Origin of the sequence: Winogradskyella helgolandensis (assembly GCF_013404085.1) — a bacterium.
GTDB lineage: Bacteria > Bacteroidota > Bacteroidia > Flavobacteriales > Flavobacteriaceae > Winogradskyella > Winogradskyella helgolandensis.
In genome coordinates, this window is the sequence record NZ_JABFHO010000001.1 from 1,529,777 (window position 1) to 1,546,334 (window position 16,558).

A 16,558-nucleotide genomic window follows, 5' to 3' on the forward strand; every position below is an offset into this window, starting at 1 on the left:
AAAGCCTCACATTCAATATTAAGAATGTGAGGCTTTTTTTTGTTTACAGTTTAAGTTATTAATTATCTCGCAGGACGTGTACAACTCCTGTTACTGAATGTGGAATGCCATCATAATCTTCATAAGTTCCGCTGAAATTTATATCAATATATTCACCTACGGCTCCAAGTGATGTTAGATTGTAAATAACATTGTTATTAGTATTAGATAGCTCTAAACACTCTTGAATATTGAAGCCCGTATCGCTATCGTCAATGTCGTTCCAATCATAATTATTATAAGTGCCTTCGTAAGAGGTCTCATTTAATTTTCCAAACATGTAAAAACAATTTCCATCGTTGCTAGAGCCGCTAAGCGTTATAATTGGTGCATTGTAGTTTGGCGAGTTTGGATCAAATTGACTACTTATATTGTCTAAAATATAGATTAAGTCACCATCATCAATGCTATATTGAATAAATTCAGTAACGGTATTACAAGCACTTATAGTTCCAATATTTGTTAATGGAGTGGTAAACGTATAACTAATACTATCTGTAGTTTGAAGATTGACATAGTCACTCGCTTTTATTTTAAAAGTATTGTCGTCTTCACAACGTAATAGGTTGATTTCAAATGTACCGTCATTAACGATATCGGTAAACGTTTGGCTACCATACTTCAGTTGTACATAGCCATCTGTTACAGCATTATCATCGCAAGTATTGAAGTTTCCAACAACGGTTTCAGCTATAATATCAGGATTATCAGGGACTATGACAGAGATATTAGAATCTGATGTAAAAGGGCCAATAATTTCTGAGTGTAAGGATTCGTTTCCACAATAATCATAATTATAAATAGCTAACTCTAAAGTTTCACCACTAGGAACAAAACCACAAACTTCTCCACTATCGTTAATATAGCCATTACGAGCTCCAAATGTCGCACTTGTAATACTTACATAAAGATTGCTTAAGGTGTTGTTATCACCGTCAAAAGCAGTAACGCAAAGTGTGATTGCGTTGGCAGGTATGTCACAATTCCAAAATGAGAAATGAGCTACGGTTCCAACATACATATTACCTTGTAAGGTTGCTTCGCCTTCCTCAATCCAATAGCCTTTAGTTTCATCAAAATACCAAAGAGGAATAGTAGCAGGCGCAATAGGCATTAAACTTGGATCGACGTACATTTTAATTTCAGATGTAGAACCTTCTGCTAAGTTGAGTTCTTCTCCAGAGCTTCCTCGTAATTCTACAGCGAGCATACCTAAAGTTTGCAACATACGTTCGGCACCATCGGTATTTTGAGCATATAACATGCCTGGTCGTTGTAATGCCATATCGTCGTCAGCAGGATCTAAATGATGAACAATTACATTTACAGCACCAGAATAGTCAGAACCATCTTCTTTAATGAAGTTGCCATCAAAGTTTACGGAACTTCCGTTTGCAAGAGAGACACTTCCTGCTGCACCACTATTTACAGTACCTATAACTGTAGCATCGAGCAACATGATGGTAACTTTATTGGTGCCATCAGAAGGCACCACATTGCGAGAGCCATGAATGTAGCCTGCTTTTGAAGCCTTTATATAACCGAAGCGTTCGTTAACGGTAGCATCTTTGATAATGAAAACTCCATTGCTATCGGTTAGTGCGGTATCGTCACCAATCGTAATTAAAACTCCTTCAATTGGATGATGATTTTTATCTATAATGGTTCCTAAAAAATCTCTTGAAATTTCATTACCAAAATATTCTGAAAACTCATCAGGAATGATTTCTTGTTGTCCGCCTCCAGAATAGTTATCATCATTGTCTTTTAGGCAAGATGAGAATGTGAGTATAGAAAATAGAATTAGAACACTAAATTTGGGGAATTTGCTAATACGTTTCATGTTGAATTGATTTTGATTGTTGTTTAACGTCTCACTTATAAAACAATTCAATGGATTAAATTCCTACTTTTTTCAATTTTATAAAACGAAAAACCCTCAACATTATGCAAAATGTTGAGGGTTTTTAAATTAGTGTATTTCTAAGATTTAACTTTTAGAAATATCTACTTTTTCAATAACTTTTATAACGTCATCAGCTTCGTTTCTAAGTGATGCTTCAAAAGCATTTAATTCTTTTTTAACTTCAACCTGTGTACCTTCGAAAATAATAACTTCAGAGGTTTTCTTTCCTTCTTTTATAGTGGAATAATTAACGGTGGCTTTAGCTAAATCTTGAGAGTCCACTGTCATTTCAATAGATACTTCTGTGTCATCATTTGCGAAACCGGTTTCATCAGCATGTCCACCTAAAATAGGAGCAATGACTAAACCAATTAAACAGGTTAACTTAATTAAGATGTTCATTGAAGGACCAGATGTATCTTTAAACGGGTCACCAACGGTATCACCAGTTACAGCAGCTTTGTGAGCTTCAGAACCTTTAAATGTCATTTCACCATTAATTTCAACTCCAGCTTCAAAAGATTTTTTAGCATTATCCCAAGCTCCACCAGCATTATTTTGGAAGATTGCCCATAGCACACCAGAAACGGTAACACCAGCCATATAGCCACCTAACATTTCTGCGATAGCTAAAGGGTTCATGCCGAAAATCATTGGAATAAATGCAATTGCTAATGGGAAACCAATAGTTAATAAACCCGGTAACATCATTTCTTTTAAAGAGGCTTCTGTAGAAATTGCCACACACTTATCGTATTCTGGTTTTCCTGTACCTTCCATAATACCTGGAATGTCTCTAAACTGACGACGTACTTCCTCAACCATTTCCATAGCGGCTTTTCCTACAGCATTCATTGCCAAAGCCGAGAATACTACTGGTACCATACCACCAACAAATAGCATCGCTAAAACAGGTGCCTTAAAGATGTTAATACCATCAATTCCTGTAAAAGTAACGTACGCAGCAAATAAAGCTAATGATGTTAATGCCGCAGAAGCGATAGCAAAACCTTTTCCTGTTGCAGCTGTTGTGTTACCAACAGAATCTAATATGTCTGTACGTTCTCTAACGATAGGTTCTTGCTCACTCATTTCAGCAATACCACCTGCATTGTCAGAAATTGGTCCAAAAGCATCAATCGCTAATTGCATAGCGGTTGTTGCCATCATTGCAGAAGCCGCTAAAGCTACTCCGTAGAAACCAGCAAATGCATAAGATGCCCAAATAGCTCCAGCAAATAATAATACGGATGGGAATGTAGAAATCATACCTGTTGCTAAACCTGCGATGATGTTGGTTCCTGCTCCAGTACTTGACTGTTGTACGATATTTAAAATTGGTTTTTTACCTAGACCAGTGTAATATTCCGTAACTGAAGAAATAACCGCTCCTACGACTAAACCTACTAAGGTCGCATAGAACACACGCATTGAAGAAATCTCTTGTAAACCTTCTCCAAAGAAATTCATTTGCATGGTCTCAGGTAACATCCATGTTACTAATCCGAAACATGCTACAGCTACTAAAATAATAGATGTCCAGTTACCAATATTTAAAGCTCCCATAACCTGAGCTTCTTTGGCGTCATTACTTTTTATTTTTACTAACATGGTTCCGATGATAGAAATAATAATTCCTACACCAGCAATTGACATTGGTAATAAGATTGGTCCAATACCTCCAAAAGCATCGGAGATTGATCCTCCCATATCTTTAATGACATAATTACCGAGAACCATGGCTGCTAATACAGTCGCTACATAAGAACCAAATAAATCGGCTCCCATACCTGCAACATCACCTACATTATCACCAACGTTGTCTGCGATAGTAGCAGGATTACGAGGGTCATCTTCTGGAATACCAGCTTCAACCTTACCAACTAAATCGGCACCTACATCGGCAGCTTTAGTGTATATCCCTCCACCAACTCTTGCGAATAATGCGATAGATTCAGCACCAAGAGAGAAACCAGCAAGTGTTTCTAATACGATGGTCATATCCATTGTGTTGGTCCATTCACTTCCCATAAAGAACCAAAAGAAGAATATGAAAAATGCTGTTAATCCTAAAACGGCAAGACCAGCAACACCTAATCCCATTACAGTTCCACCACCAAAAGATACTTTTAGTGCATTTGGTAAACTTGTACGTGCAGCTTGTGTTGTTCTTACGTTTGTTTTGGTTGCTATTTTCATTCCAATGTTTCCTGCGAATGCAGAAAATACAGCTCCGAAAATAAAAGCAATTACGATTAACCAATGCGTTGTGGGTACTATGAATGAAACAACGGCCAATAATATACTTACTATGACTACGAAAATAGCTAGTAACTTATATTCAGCATTTAAGAAGGCTAATGCACCTTCATAAATATGATCTGAAATTTCTTTCATCTTACCATCTCCAGCATCTTGTTTCATAACCCAAGACTTCTTAATAAGCATATAGATTAAGCCTAAAAGTGCCAATGCTATTGGCATGTAAATCATCATTGACTCCATATTATATATTTTTTATTTGATTAGTTTTTAGCTGGGCAAAAGTAGTAAAATGAATTATATTTTACGAAAAAAGCAATATCAATTACTTGATATTGCTTTTTTATTAGTTTAGAGTTGAAAAATTTAGGATTTCTAAATCAGAATCTTAAATCGTAAAGGTGCGTTTCTTTTTATGTTCGCTGTCATCGTAACGTTGTACACATTCATGATAAATCTTTACAGCTTCTGCTGCATCTCCCCATCCACCAACATCAACTTTCTTTTTCTCTAAGTCTTTATATACACGGAAAAAGTGCTCGATTTCTTTTAATCTATGTGGGTTTAAATCGCTTATATCTTTATTGTTACTCCAAATTGGATCTGAAACTGGTACACAAATAATTTTTTCATCAGGTCCTTTTTCATCTGTCATATGGAAAACACCAATTGGTCTTACTTCCATTACTACCATTGGATAAGTTGGTTGATGTCCTAAAACTAAAACGTCTAAAGGGTCACTATCTAAAGCTAATGTTTCTGGAATAAAGCCATAATCACCAGGATACATCATAGATGAAAAAAGCATACGATCGAAACGTATTTTATGTAATGTAAAATCGTATTCATATTTATTACGACTTCCTTTAGGTATTTCAATGAGTACATCGAAAGTTAAATCTTCTGATTCTGACATATTTTAAATTGTATTTGGGTGTTCTTTTTTTAATTAGAACCGTTATTATAATTTCTATAAAACCGTTAAGTACTGCAAAGATAGTATATTGTGTGAGTTAGGCAATTAATTATGTTTTCAGTTTATGTATACGTATAACTTGTCTTTTTTCTAAAAACTAAATTTCTTATTCAAATTGTTTTACTAATTTCGTTTCATCTGTAATGTTTATTGTAATGATGCGACATTTAAAATAGTTATTTAAGTATGAATTCGAATGTAATCAAAGTTATAAATCAACATAAGGAAACCATTAAAGTGTCTATGACTTTAAAGGAGGATTCAGAACGCTTTACAAAACTTCTGTTTAAAGCTTTTTATGATTGTGATACAAATGCTGAGCACGCTTTAGAAGAACTCGAAATACTTTTTATTTCGATAAGAAATAGGGCTTGTCCACAAATCAAAGATATGCCTTGCAAGCGTTGGGATGATTTTAAAGCTAATATTCCAGATTTGTATTCTAGTTTAAAAAAAGATGCTGATGCTATTTATAATAATGATCCTGCATCGCAATCTATAGAGGAAATATATATAGCCTATCCTGGTTTTTTTGCAATTTCTATTTATAGGATGGCAAGAGTTTTTTATAAATTGAAGTTGCCGTTAATACCAAGATTAATGACGGAATATGCTCATAGTATTACAGGTATAGATATACATCCTGGTGCTACAATTGGTGCTTCATTCTTTATTGATCATGGTACAGGTGTTGTGATTGGTGAAACTACAGAGATACATAATAACGTTAAAGTTTATCAAGGTGTAACTTTAGGTGCGCTAACGGTTAAAAAACAACATCAAAATACAAAGCGCCATCCTACAATTGAAGCGAATGTTACCATTTATGCTAACGCAACAATTTTGGGAGGGAATACGATTATTGGTGAAAATTCTGTGATTGGTGGTAACACATGGTTAACGGAGTCTATTCCAGAAAACTCTATCGTGACACACAATCATCAGGTTGAAATTTTTGCAAAATTAAAAAAGTAATATGAACAATACATTAATAGAGCAAATAGGCAATACACCTCTTGTAAAGTCAATAGCATTAAATAAGAATCCAAATGTAAGTTTGTATTTTAAATTAGAAGGCAATAATCCAGGTGGTAGTGTAAAAGATAGAGCCGCTTACAATATGATTAAAAGTGCTTTAGATTCTAATCGCATTAATGCATCGTCTAAATTGATTGAAGCGACTAGTGGAAATACAGGAATTGCTTTAGCAATGATTTGTAGTGTTTTTAAACTAAATATTGAACTTGTAATGCCAGATACAGCAACCAAAGAACGTGTGCAAACCATGCGTGCTTATGGGGCAAAAGTTACCTTACATCCAGAAGGAATTGAAGGAGCTAGAGATTATGCCACGAACAAAGTTGAAAATGAAGGTTATTTTTCATTTAATCAATTTGCTAATGAGGATAATTGGAAAGCTCATTATAAAACTACTGGGCCTGAAATTTGGAGAGATACCGAAGGTGCTATTACACATTTTGTGTCTTCAATGGGAACAACAGGCACTATAATGGGAACCTCTACGTTTTTGAAAGAACAAAATGCTGAGGTAAAAATTGTAGGTGTACAACCAACAGACGGTTCTAAAATACCTGGTATACGAAAATGGCCTTTAGAATATTTGCCTAAAATATTTGATGCTTCTAAAGTGGACCAAACAATAGAAGTCAGTAAAGATGAAGCCATAGAAATGACACGACGATTAGCAAAAGAAGAAGGCATCTTAGCAGGAATGAGTAGTGGAGGTGCTACAGCAGCAGCTTTAAAATTAGCTAAAACCTTAGAAAGTGGAATTGTAGTTTGTATTATTTGCGATCGAGGTGATCGCTATTTGTCGTCTGATTTATTTGAGTAAATCAACTGCCTTATTAACTCATTAAATCAATCTTCAAATAAGAGAATTACCTTTTGTTAGAAATAGAATCCAAAACTACCAGTAACTCCAAAAGGTCTTGCATTTGGTCGGTCTAAGTAATTACCTCTAAAGTTAAAGTCTAAGCGCAATACTTTAAAAATGTTAGCCACACCAAAACTGTATTCGTAATACATGCGTGTGTCTGGCGCTACTAAAGGAATTTCCATTGGATTACCTGTACTGTTTAAAGCCATGTTTTCATCAGAGAGTTCTCCCCAAACACCTCTTAACCCTAAAATAGCTCTTAAGTTATATTTTTTTAAGAAGGGAATGCGAGAAAAAATACGACCATTAAAATTGTGTTCTAAATGCACAGAGCTATAGGTGTCAGTAACAAACTCGTAATAATCCAATTGCGTAAACGTATTATAAATTGAGAAATAGGATTGGTTACCAGGAACAACACTCAACAATCCTAACGGTACTTCTCCAAATGTTTTACCTAATTCTACAGAAGTAACTAATCTACCGAAACCTCCAACTTGCCATGGTTGAATATATGAAAACTGAACTTTGGTATAGTCAAAATCACTATCAAACCAATCGCGATCTCCACGGCTTACTTGTGCAAAAAGTCTGGCAAAATTATCATTCTTATGTTTTCGTTCGACTCCAAAACCTGTCATTTGACGTTTTGGGAAATAGCCTAATGACAGTCTCGATTCAAATTGTTTAATTTCAGATGACACTCCAGATAGTGCTTCTGGATCATTATAATCTAAGCTAAATGTTGGTGATGCCGAACTTATGGTGCGGAAACTTCCATCAATACGCACTTCAAAATTCCGAGACGGCTCAATTGAAGCTCCAAAATTTGTTAAGTTGATGTTTGAAAGTTTGTCATTTGTTCCTGTACCAATAACAGCTGATGAGGCTAAGCTACGACCTAAGACATCAGAAGAACTTGTTAAACTAGCTCCAATTTGTTCTACATCGCGTCTGTTGCCACCAAAAAGGGTAAGTCGAGTTCGCTTATCTACTAACCACTTCCCTGAAATACCATATTTAAATTTATCGTCTTTAAGTCCATAAGCTAAGAAGCCTTCAATTCTCCATAAATCGTTAGGACCAAAGTATGTTCTTCCTCCTGTTCGTAGTCTCACACCTTCAACTTCATTATAGCCAAAGGTTGAGAAAATAGGACCGTAATCGAGATTCAAACTAGGAAATTCTATATAACCCGATCCAAGAATGCTTGCTAAATTATAAATGCGTTTAAATTTTTTAACCGTTTTAAGGGTATCCAACATTTTGTAAACGCCTTTTTCATCTTTACTTAAGACTTCAAGTCTGTTGGTTTGCCAAAAATCATCCTCTCGGTTATAGACATCTTCATCATAATTATAAACAACCTTATCATAAGACTTAGGATCTTTAGGTTGATCAAATTCGTAATTATCATAGATGGTCGTACGTTTACCATAAACACCTCGTGACATTTCCTTTTTATTCATGGCAAAGTCTGAAAGGAAATAATCGCGTTTAATCAGAAATACGGAATCATTCAATACTTCAAACTCTTGTTCGATATAAATTTCCTTCACCCAGTTGATATTCGCACTTTTTGATGCTTGAAGGTTAATTTCTTTAATAGCGTAAGTTGAATCATTTACCCAGAAATCACCTTTAAAAGTCAATTCGTTTTTTCTCCTAGGGTAATAAATAATATTGTAACACCATTTGTTATCTATAAAAGCGCTATCCGATAAAACGTAGTTATAGGTTTGAACTCCCGTTCTACTCAACGGACTCACAAAACTTTTATCGAAGAACTTTAAGTAATTATCATAAACATTATATTCAGAATAGAGGTCGTCAATAAAATCTATAATAGTTTGGTTATTGCTGAATCCTGAGTTTTTATTTCCTTTTAAATCTTCGTGTTCCTTGTTAAGGATGTTATCTCCAGAGATTTTCTTTACGGATTCATTTAAGAAAATTGGTAAATACGTTTTCCCCGTAACTTTAGAGGTGTCAACTTCGTTAAAAACGAATTCCATACCTTTAAAAAGCTTACTCTTTATTAAGGCACTGTCAATAGTGTTGAGGTCAAATTCTACTTTTTCGTACTGATCGTACTCGTATTGCTTAAACTGACTTAAGCCATTATGGCGTTTACGTTCCCAAATCTTTTTAAGAATTCTTATAGCTGGATTTTCTGAGGCTTTTTTAGATTGTTTTCCTGTAACAATAAGCACTTCATCTAGCGATGATGCTTCCTCTTTAAGCGTGAATTTTAATTCGTAGTTTACCCGTTTTGTTAATGGTATGTCTAAGGTTTGAAACCCTATAAATGAAATAATTAAATCGCTCCAATTCTCTTCAGATTCTAAGTAAAACTTACCGTCTTCATTGGTAATAGTACCTTCGGTAGAGCCTTTGAATAAGACATTGACAAATGGAATAGGTACGTTATTTTCGTCAATAACGTGTCCACTAACTTTAGTCTGCGCTACGGCAGAAAAAAAGCCAAGTATAAGAAATGGGATAAGTAGTTTTAGTTTCATATTAAATAACAAACTTCATCAACAACCGTGCTAAACATAAGTTAGAGGGTTACTAATGAAGTTTATTAAACGCAGATATCTGCAATTTATTTATTTGTACATTACTTTTTTTACTGCTTTAACAACATCATCGCTGTTAGGCAACCATTCTGCTAATAATACAGGTGAATAAGGAGCAGGTGTGTCTGCTGTGTTTATTTTAATAATTGGAGCATCTAAGTAGTCAAACGCTTCAGATTGTACCAAGTATGTGATTTCAGTAGCCACATTTCCAAAAGGCCATGCTTCTTCTAAAACAACCAAACGGTTTGTTTTCTTAACAGATTTTAAAATCGCAGCTCTATCCATAGGACGAACAGTACGTAAATCTATGATCTCGCAAGAAATACCTTCTTTTTCTAATTCGTCTGCAGCTTTATAGGCTTCTTTTATGATTTTACCAAAAGATACGATAGTAACATCTGTACCTTCACGTTTAATTTCAGCAACTCCAATTGGTAAGACATATTCTCCTTCTGGAACTTCACCTTTATCACCATACATTTGCTCACTCTCCATAAAAATAACCGGATCATCATCTCTAATGGCAGCTTTTAACAACCCTTTTGCATCATAAGGATTTGAAGGGACAACCACTTTTAAACCTGGAGTGTTAGCAAACCAATTTTCAAAAGCTTGCGAGTGAGTTGCGCCTAATTGCCCTGCAGAAGCTGTTGGGCCTCTAAATACAATAGGACATTTAAATTGGCCACCAGACATTTGTCTAATTTTAGCCGCATTATTTATAATTTGGTCAATACCAACTAAAGAGAAGTTAAACGTCATATATTCTACAATCGGTCTATTTCCGGTCATTGTAGACCCGATAGCAATACCTGCAAAACCAAGTTCTGCAATAGGAGTATCTATAACGCGTTTTGCGCCAAATTCGTCCAACATACCTTTTGATGCTTTATATGCACCATTGTATTCTGCTACTTCTTCACCCATAAGATAAACACTCTCATCTCTGCGCATTTCTTCGCTCATGGCTTCACAAATAGCTTCTCTAAATTGAATTGTCTTCATGTTCTTATTTTTTGTCGAGTAGCAAAAATAATAATTATTGACTATATAATGACATTAAAAGTAGGGTGAAAAAATAAAAATTCACGAAGATTCATTTTTTTTATGATTTCTATGATTATCTACAATTGCGTTTTTGTTTTAGGAAGGTGAAAATGTCGTATTATCATCAGAAAATCTTTAATTTTTTGAAATATTAATACTAAAAGTGCTTTAAATTAAGTTTTATGAAAATTTTATTATGCACGCATAGTAAAATTCAAATTATTATTTTTATCTTCGTACTCAAGAAAAAAGACGTTTAAAATAAATCATTTATATATGAAAATATTAGTATGTATTAGTCATGTTCCTGATACAACCTCAAAAATTAATTTTACGGATGGTGATACAAAATTTGACACCAATGGTGTGCAATATGTGATTAATCCTAATGATGAATTTGGTCTAACACGTGCCATGTGGTTTAAAGAAAAACAAGGAGCAAGTGTTGATGTGGTTAATGTTGGTGGATCAGAAACAGAACCTACTCTAAGAAAGGCCTTAGCCATTGGTGCAGATTCTGCAATAAGAGTAAATACGCCTGCTACAGATGGTTATGCCGTTGCTAAACAATTAGCTAAAGTTGTTAATGACGGTGGTTACGATTTAGTTATTGCTGGTAGAGAGTCTATTGACTATAATGGAACGATGGTTCCAGGAATGTTGGCAGCAATGATTGGTGCTAATTTTGTAACTAATTGTATAAGTTTAGAAGTGGATGGTACTAGCGCAAAAGCGGTTAGAGAAATCGATGGAGGAAAAGAAACTGTGAGTACATCTTTACCATTAGTAATTGGGGGACAAAAAGGATTGGTTGAAGAAAGTGATCTTCGTATCCCAAATATGAGAGGTATTATGATGGCTCGTAAAAAACCTTTAACAGTTGTAGAACCCATAGATGCTACTACAGAAACGAATGCTGTAAGCTTTGAAAAACCAGCTCCTAAAGGTGCTGTTAAATTGGTTGATGCCGATAATATAGATGAGTTAGTAAACTTACTTCATAATGAAGCTAAAGTGATTTAATCTGTCATTCCTGCGTCGGCAGGAAATCGAAGATTCAGCGCATGCTGATCCATAAAATAAATTATAACAACATAGATTCCTGCTTTCGCAGGAATGACAAAAACAAACATTATGTCAATTCTAGTATATACAGAGTCCGAAAACGGAAAATTTAAAAAGGCAGCTTTAGAAGTGGTGTCTTACGCTAAGGCTGTTGCAGACCAAATGGGGACTTCAGTAACTGCAGTTGCTGTTAATGCAGATAATGCAGAAACACTTGGAAACTACGGAGCGTCAAAAGTACTTTTAGTAAAAGACGAGTCTTTAAAAGCGTTTAATGCTAAAAAATATGCAGCTATTGTTGAAAATGCAGCAAAAAATGAAGGCTCAAAAGTAGTGGTCGTAAGCGCAAGTGCAGATAGTAAATATTTAGCGCCTTTATTAGCTGTAGGTTTAGATGCAGGATATGTGTCTAATGTTGTTGCTGCACCATCAAACGTGTCACCATTTACAGTAAAACATTCAGCATTTACAAATAAAGCATTTGCTAATACAGAAATAACTACGGATGTAAAAATTGTTGGTTTATCTAATAATTCGTTTGGGTTGGTAGAATCTGGAGGTAGTGCTTCAGTTGAAGACTTTTCTCCTTCAATTCCAGAGTCTGGAGTTACTGTTGAGTCTGTAGATAAAGCAACCGATAAAGTAAGTATTGCTGATGCAGAGATCGTTGTTTCTGGGGGAAGAGGATTAAAAGGACCTGAAAACTGGGGAATGATAGAAGAACTTGCAGAAGTTTTAGGAGCAGCAACAGCTTGCTCTAAGCCAGTTTCTGATTTAGGATGGAGACCACACGGTGAACACGTTGGACAAACAGGGAAACCTGTAGCCTCTAATTTATATATAGCCATTGGTATTTCTGGAGCGATTCAGCATTTAGCAGGTATCAATTCATCTAAAGTAAAAGTTGTAATTAACACAGATCCAGAGGCACCTTTCTTTAAGGCTGCAGATTATGGAGTGGTAGGTGATGCTTTTGAAGTTGTACCAAAATTAATTGAAAAGTTAAAAGCGTTTAAAGCTGCAAACGCATAATTTAGTGAATCGCTGATTTAAACCGTTATAGCGTGACGTATTTAAATTAGTAGAGCTAATGAATCTTAGTTTAAAAACCTCTAAGCTTGCTCAGAGGTTTTTTTTTATTACCTTTAAAATCCTAATTCCAATCCAATCGATGAGGTATCAATAAAGCCTGATTAAATTTTAAAGCTCTCTGTTCACTTACGTTTTATCGAAAGTATCAGGAAAATTAACCAAATCTGCACAATGCAGTTGGTAAAGTCCAAATTTAAACAGTTCTTTGTGTTTTATAAATTATGAGTTTAGTTCGTTTAAATATAAAAGGCATTTCTTACAGTCAAACCCAAAATGGTGCCTACGCTTTAATACTTAATGAAGTTGATGGTGACCGAAAATTGCCAATAGTTATTGGTGCTTTCGAGGCCCAATCTATTGCTATTGCTTTGGAGAAGGAAATTCGCCCTCCACGTCCTCTAACTCACGATTTATTCAAAAATTTCTCCGATAGATTCGATATTGTTGTTAAACAAGTTATTATTCATAAGTTAGTTGATGGTGTTTTCTATTCAAGTTTAATTTGCGAACGCGATAAAATTGAAGAGATTATAGATGCCAGAACTAGCGATGCTATTGCGTTAGCTTTACGTTTTCAAGCACCAATATTTACTTACAAAAATATTCTAGATAAAGCAGGGATCTATCTCAAAGTCAACCCTAAAAAGGAAGATGAAGAAGAACAAGATAGTATACTTGTAGACGACCTTATTGTTGAAGAAATTGAAGCAGCATCTGCTGAACAAGAAGGTTATAAAAATACTTCGCTTGAAGAACTAAATAAACTCTTAGATGAAGCCGTGAATAATGAAGATTATGAAACGGCTGCTAAATTAAGAGACGAAATTTCTAAACGTTAACCAATCCTTATTATTTTATGAATCAGTTTTTCAAGGCTTTTCTTGCTATCTTCATTGGACTTTCAACAATTACAGCACAAGAACTTCAAAAACCTGTAATTGATTCCACTTACGTCGAAGATGTTAAGGATGCTTCTATTCAAATATCTGAAATTGAAGACTTAAAACTTAATAATTGGCAATTAACAGAATATCTCATATACGAGAGTTATCCGGATAGTATTCTAGCCAAAAATGAATTTGTTAAGGGTAAAGATTTTTTGACCCTTAACAAAAATGGTGAATATATTTCAGTGCTTAATAGCAGTTCTAATGAAGGTATTTGGCTGCAGAATAACAACCTATTAGTCTTTAAACAAAAGGTACCAACGACTGTAGATATTTATTATGAAGTATTAGTACAAGATAGAACTACGTTAAAATTAAGAAAAAATAATGAAGTCCTAATTTATGTATCAGAAGAGCATCCTGATTACCTCCTACAAGAAGCTACTAATGATATTATAATTGGAAGTGAAGGTTTTACTTTTAACAGTTTATGGCGTGGTGTTTTAGGAATGGTAACATTAATTTTTATTGCCTTTTTGTTTAGTAGCAACCGAAAAGCTATTAACTGGAAAACAGTTGGAATCGGATTGCTTTTTCAGTTGATAATTGCCATCGGTGTTTTAAAAGTAGATTTTGTTAAAACCCTTTTCGAATTTATAGGTCAAGGATTTATTGCAATTCTTGGTTTTACACAAGCTGGTAGCGAATTTCTATTTGGAGGAGTGTTAGACATTAACTCATTCGGTTTCATATTTGCGTTTCAAGTATTACCGACCATTATCTTCTTCTCTGCCTTAACTTCAGTTCTGTTTTATTTAGGATTGATTCAAAAAGTTGTAAAAGGAATGGGATGGTTGTTATCTAAAGTACTAGGGATTTCTGGACCAGAAAGTTTAAGCGTTGCAGGGAATATTTTCTTAGGTCAGACTGAAGCACCTTTATTGATAAAGGCTTATTTGGAAAAAATGAATAAGTCTGAAATTCTCCTCGTTATGATTGGTGGAATGGCAACCGTTGCAGGTGCAGTTTTAGCAGCATACATAGGCTTTTTAGGTGGAGAAGATGAAGCTTTACAATTGTTTTATGCTAAACATTTATTAGCCGCTTCTGTCATGGCAGCACCAGGAGCAATTGTAATTTCTAAAATATTATTTCCGCAAACAGAAAAAGTAAACACAGATGTTACTGTATCTCAAGAAAGAATTGGATCTAATATTTTAGAAGCCATAGCAAATGGAACAACAGAAGGTTTGAAATTAGCTGTAAATGTTGGTGCGATGCTTTTAGTATTTGTTGCTTTTATCGCAATGATTAACGGAATACTTGGGAGTATTGCCGGATTTGATGGAATGACTATTGCAGCCTTAAATATAGATTGGCATTTTACGTCAATTAATGAAACCATAGCATCTAATACTCCATACGACAGTCTATCATTAGAATTTCTTTTAGGGTATCTCTTTGCACCGTTAATGTGGTTAATTGGTGTTGCTGCAGAAGATATGGCTTTGATGGGGCAGTTGCTTGGGATTAAATTAGCAGCAAGTGAATTTATTGGTTATATTCAATTAGCAGATTTAAAAAATGCAGCTAATGCAACGCATTTAACTTATGAAAAGTCTATTATAATGGCCACGTATATGTTATGTGGTTTTGCCAACTTTGCGTCTATAGGAATTCAAATTGGAGGTATTGGATCTTTAGCACCTGGCCAACGTACACAATTGTCTAAATTTGGTATCAAAGCTTTAATTGGAGGAACACTTGCTTCATTAGTTTCTGCAACTATTGCAGGAATGATAATTGGTTAGAGTTAGTTAATAACTTTTAATATTATACAAAGCTTCAAGTCTAATGATTTGAAGCTTTTTTTTATTTTCGCTATAAGTTCTGCTATTCTTATTTTAGCATTTCATTCCTCAAGATTTCAGTTTAATTTAAAGACATTTCCACTTTGGTGGGAAATAAGTATGAAACAATATCACGACCTAGTAAAGCATGTTTTAGCAGAAGGAAACGACAAAGGAGATAGAACAGGTACAGGCACAACAAGTGTTTTTGGCTATCAGATGCGTTTCGATTTAAGTGAAGGTTTTCCTATGGTAACCACTAAAAAGTTACATTTAAAATCTATTATTTACGAATTACTTTGGTTTTTAAAAGGTGATACAAATACCAAGTACCTTACTGAGAATGGAGTAAGAATTTGGAACGAATGGGCTGATGAAAATGGAGACCTTGGACCCGTTTATGGACATCAATGGAGAAATTGGGCAAGCGAAGATATTGATCAGATCAAAGAAGTCATTCAAACCTTAAAAAATAATCCTAACAGCCGTAGAATGTTGGTTTCTGCTTGGAATCCTTCGGTTTTACCAGACACCTCAAAGTCATTTTCTGAGAATGTAGCGAATGGAAAAGCGGCTTTGCCTCCTTGTCATGCGTTTTTTCAGTTTTATGTTGCGGATGGAAAATTATCTTGCCAACTCTACCAACGTAGTGCAGACATTTTTTTAGGAGTTCCTTTTAATATTGGATCTTATGCGTTGTTTACAATGATGATGGCTCAAGTTTGCGGTTATGAAGCAGGTGATTTTATCCATACGTTTGGTGATGCTCATATTTACAACAACCATAAGGAGCAACTAGAGTTGCAATTATCTAGAGAGATTAGACCCTTACCTAAAATGATTTTAAATCCTGAGGTAAAAGATATTTTCGACTTTAAATTTGAAGATTTTACATTGGTTGACTACAATCCACATCCACATATTAAAGGTAAAGTTGCCGTTTAAATTT

Annotated in this window: 12 protein-coding genes; 7 read left to right on the plus strand and 5 right to left on the minus strand. The window is 34.7% G+C overall.

Annotation, left to right across the window (positions count from 1 at the left end; translation table 11 throughout):
- Positions 1–58: 58 nt before the first annotated feature.
- From HM992_RS06230 to HM992_RS06240, 3 genes are all read right to left on the minus strand, one after another.
- Entirely contained in the window at positions 59–1,882 is a 1,824-nt protein-coding gene (locus HM992_RS06230; protein WP_179319081.1) for a hypothetical protein, read from the minus strand.
- Positions 1,883–2,029: 147 nt separating this feature from the next.
- On the minus strand, positions 2,030–4,450 hold the full coding sequence (locus HM992_RS06235) for a sodium-translocating pyrophosphatase (RefSeq protein ID WP_179319082.1): 2,421 nt from the start codon (positions 4,448–4,450) through the stop codon (positions 2,030–2,032).
- Positions 4,451–4,595: 145 nt separating this feature from the next.
- The gene (locus HM992_RS06240; protein WP_178985874.1) at positions 4,596–5,123 is read right to left on the minus strand and encodes an inorganic diphosphatase; all 528 of its coding nucleotides are present in this window, start codon (positions 5,121–5,123) and stop codon (positions 4,596–4,598) included.
- A 246-nt stretch (positions 5,124–5,369) separates the two neighbouring features.
- Between HM992_RS06240 and epsC the strand changes: the two genes are divergently transcribed.
- Together epsC and cysM are read left to right on the plus strand one after the other, a co-directional pair.
- Positions 5,370–6,158 (plus strand): serine O-acetyltransferase EpsC, encoded by a 789-nt coding sequence (epsC, locus tag HM992_RS06245; protein ID WP_179319083.1) that lies wholly within the window; start codon positions 5,370–5,372, stop codon positions 6,156–6,158.
- A 1-nt stretch (position 6,159) separates the two neighbouring features.
- The gene (gene cysM, locus HM992_RS06250) at positions 6,160–7,038 is read left to right on the plus strand and encodes a cysteine synthase CysM (RefSeq protein WP_179319084.1); all 879 of its coding nucleotides are present in this window, start codon (positions 6,160–6,162) and stop codon (positions 7,036–7,038) included.
- Positions 7,039–7,094: 56 nt separating this feature from the next.
- Here cysM and HM992_RS06255 read toward each other — a convergent pair whose 3' ends face one another.
- Together HM992_RS06255 and HM992_RS06260 are read right to left on the minus strand one after the other, a co-directional pair.
- Positions 7,095–9,605, minus strand: coding sequence for a DUF5686 family protein (locus HM992_RS06255; RefSeq protein ID WP_179319085.1), 2,511 nt, complete (start codon positions 9,603–9,605; stop codon positions 7,095–7,097).
- Between the two features lie 90 nt (positions 9,606–9,695).
- Positions 9,696–10,673, minus strand: coding sequence for a pyruvate dehydrogenase complex E1 component subunit beta (locus HM992_RS06260; protein ID WP_178985870.1), 978 nt, complete (start codon positions 10,671–10,673; stop codon positions 9,696–9,698).
- A 318-nt stretch (positions 10,674–10,991) separates the two neighbouring features.
- Here HM992_RS06260 and HM992_RS06265 point away from each other — a divergent pair, with 318 nt between their 5' ends.
- From HM992_RS06265 to HM992_RS06285, 5 genes are all read left to right on the plus strand, one after another.
- Positions 10,992–11,738: an electron transfer flavoprotein subunit beta/FixA family protein gene (locus HM992_RS06265; RefSeq protein ID WP_178985869.1), complete on the plus strand. Its 747-nt coding sequence runs from the start codon at positions 10,992–10,994 to the stop codon at positions 11,736–11,738.
- Positions 11,739–11,849: 111 nt separating this feature from the next.
- Positions 11,850–12,812, plus strand: coding sequence for an electron transfer flavoprotein subunit alpha/FixB family protein (locus HM992_RS06270; RefSeq protein WP_179319086.1), 963 nt, complete (start codon positions 11,850–11,852; stop codon positions 12,810–12,812).
- A 281-nt stretch (positions 12,813–13,093) separates the two neighbouring features.
- Positions 13,094–13,711, plus strand: coding sequence for a bifunctional nuclease family protein (locus tag HM992_RS06275; RefSeq protein WP_178985867.1), 618 nt, complete (start codon positions 13,094–13,096; stop codon positions 13,709–13,711).
- 17 nt (positions 13,712–13,728) lie between these two features.
- A complete protein-coding gene (locus tag HM992_RS06280; RefSeq protein ID WP_229720456.1) occupies positions 13,729–15,570 on the plus strand; it encodes a NupC/NupG family nucleoside CNT transporter in 1,842 nt (613 codons plus the stop codon).
- A 159-nt stretch (positions 15,571–15,729) separates the two neighbouring features.
- Positions 15,730–16,554, plus strand: coding sequence for a thymidylate synthase (locus tag HM992_RS06285; RefSeq protein WP_179319087.1), 825 nt, complete (start codon positions 15,730–15,732; stop codon positions 16,552–16,554).
- The last annotated feature ends 4 nt before the right edge of the window (positions 16,555–16,558 follow it).

What these genes read in the sequence shown, in the direction of transcription:
- HM992_RS06230 (WP_179319081.1), bottom strand. Translation starts at nt 1,882, where the DNA reads ATGAAACGTATTAGCAAATTCCCCAAATTTAGTGTTCTAATTCTATTT.
- HM992_RS06235 (WP_179319082.1), bottom strand. Translation starts at nt 4,450, where the DNA reads ATGGAGTCAATGATGATTTACATGCCAATAGCATTGGCACTTTTAGGC.
- HM992_RS06240 (WP_178985874.1), bottom strand. Translation starts at nt 5,123, where the DNA reads ATGTCAGAATCAGAAGATTTAACTTTCGATGTACTCATTGAAATACCT.
- epsC (WP_179319083.1), top strand. Translation starts at nt 5,370, where the DNA reads ATGAATTCGAATGTAATCAAAGTTATAAATCAACATAAGGAAACCATT.
- cysM (WP_179319084.1), top strand. Translation starts at nt 6,160, where the DNA reads ATGAACAATACATTAATAGAGCAAATAGGCAATACACCTCTTGTAAAG.
- HM992_RS06255 (WP_179319085.1), bottom strand. Translation starts at nt 9,605, where the DNA reads ATGAAACTAAAACTACTTATCCCATTTCTTATACTTGGCTTTTTTTCT.
- HM992_RS06260 (WP_178985870.1), bottom strand. Translation starts at nt 10,673, where the DNA reads ATGAAGACAATTCAATTTAGAGAAGCTATTTGTGAAGCCATGAGCGAA.
- HM992_RS06265 (WP_178985869.1), top strand. Translation starts at nt 10,992, where the DNA reads ATGAAAATATTAGTATGTATTAGTCATGTTCCTGATACAACCTCAAAA.
- HM992_RS06270 (WP_179319086.1), top strand. Translation starts at nt 11,850, where the DNA reads ATGTCAATTCTAGTATATACAGAGTCCGAAAACGGAAAATTTAAAAAG.
- HM992_RS06275 (WP_178985867.1), top strand. Translation starts at nt 13,094, where the DNA reads ATGAGTTTAGTTCGTTTAAATATAAAAGGCATTTCTTACAGTCAAACC.
- HM992_RS06280 (WP_229720456.1), top strand. Translation starts at nt 13,729, where the DNA reads ATGAATCAGTTTTTCAAGGCTTTTCTTGCTATCTTCATTGGACTTTCA.
- HM992_RS06285 (WP_179319087.1), top strand. Translation starts at nt 15,730, where the DNA reads ATGAAACAATATCACGACCTAGTAAAGCATGTTTTAGCAGAAGGAAAC.